3 protein-coding genes are annotated in these 911 nt (G+C 57.8%); all 3 read right to left on the reverse strand.

Annotated elements, in window-relative coordinates; genetic code table 11:
• Window positions 1-182: hypothetical protein (locus tag AC1D15_RS34645; RefSeq protein WP_477829641.1), on the reverse strand; the 182-nt coding region annotated here is incomplete at its 3' end.
• Complete coding sequence (locus AC1D15_RS34650; RefSeq protein WP_477829642.1) at window positions 175-540, reverse strand: hypothetical protein; 366 nt, start codon at window positions 538-540, stop codon at window positions 175-177. The genes AC1D15_RS34650 and AC1D15_RS34645, both read right to left, overlap by 8 nt.
• A gap of 125 nt (window positions 541-665) precedes the next feature.
• Window positions 666-911, reverse strand: a 246-nt coding sequence (locus AC1D15_RS34655) for a hypothetical protein (RefSeq protein ID WP_477829643.1), incomplete at its 5' end; no start/stop codon positions are given.

Consider the following 911-nt stretch of genomic DNA (forward strand, 5'->3'; position numbering starts at 1 on the left):
TCCGTGGGGTGTCCGATGGCACTGCGTATCTCGCCAAGAGTCTTCCCTTGGAAGCTCATGGCCCATGACTGCGGAATCTCGGCCGGCTGCGGCGAGTCGCATCCGCCGAGCTGAATCAGAGTAAGTCCCATCAGAACCCAGACTGTCACGTCGAAGCACGGCGCTACTTCAATGTCAGCCATCGCCTGCTTCCTCACCACCGTCGCCTGGTGTCTTCAAGCGGGCCAGATTCTCAGTTGAACGCCTTGCGTTCTTCCTCACCTGAATGGCCCTGGATTCCTGCAACAGGATCGATCCATTGGGACCAAAGGGCGAACCATCCAACGCCTTCAACCTGCCGCCGCCTATTGACTCCAGGTTCACCGGGAAAGACTGCAGAAACTCAAGTCCGGCGAGCAACGCCTCCATCTCATCGGACCCGGTGATCTCGGTCGTGAGATCGGGATCGTCGCAGGTCAGGACCAAGCACCCCGCTCTACCCTTTGCCTCTTCGGCTTCCGCTTCGGCGTACGGTGCGCTGATGGCCACGTGGATCGGCATCTCGTAGCCGGTTGGTCCGACGAAGATGAGATTGCGAGAGGCGATGGGAAAAAATCGGGGGATTGGATCCAGGGCTATACGAGCTTGTTCATGGAGGCACCGGCTCTCTTGAAGGGCACCTCGCATCAATCTTCCAGGTCCGGGAACTGCCGATAGAGCTGCACGTTGACTTGCATTTCGATGGACCCAATAGCCAGCCCGACGCCCTTCTTCACCTGCTCAAACTCGTGGCTGGGGATCTCGTCCTTGACAATGTCCAGAATCGAAGCGAGTTCCTCGACAGCGGCAAGTGCTTTCCCCTTGATCCTGACTGCTAGATCTCTGTTCATCGTCTCTCCTTCAATCGGGTAGCAAACCGGAATGTCCCCTGT

The organism is Rhizobacter sp. P2_H2 (genome assembly GCF_056403375.1).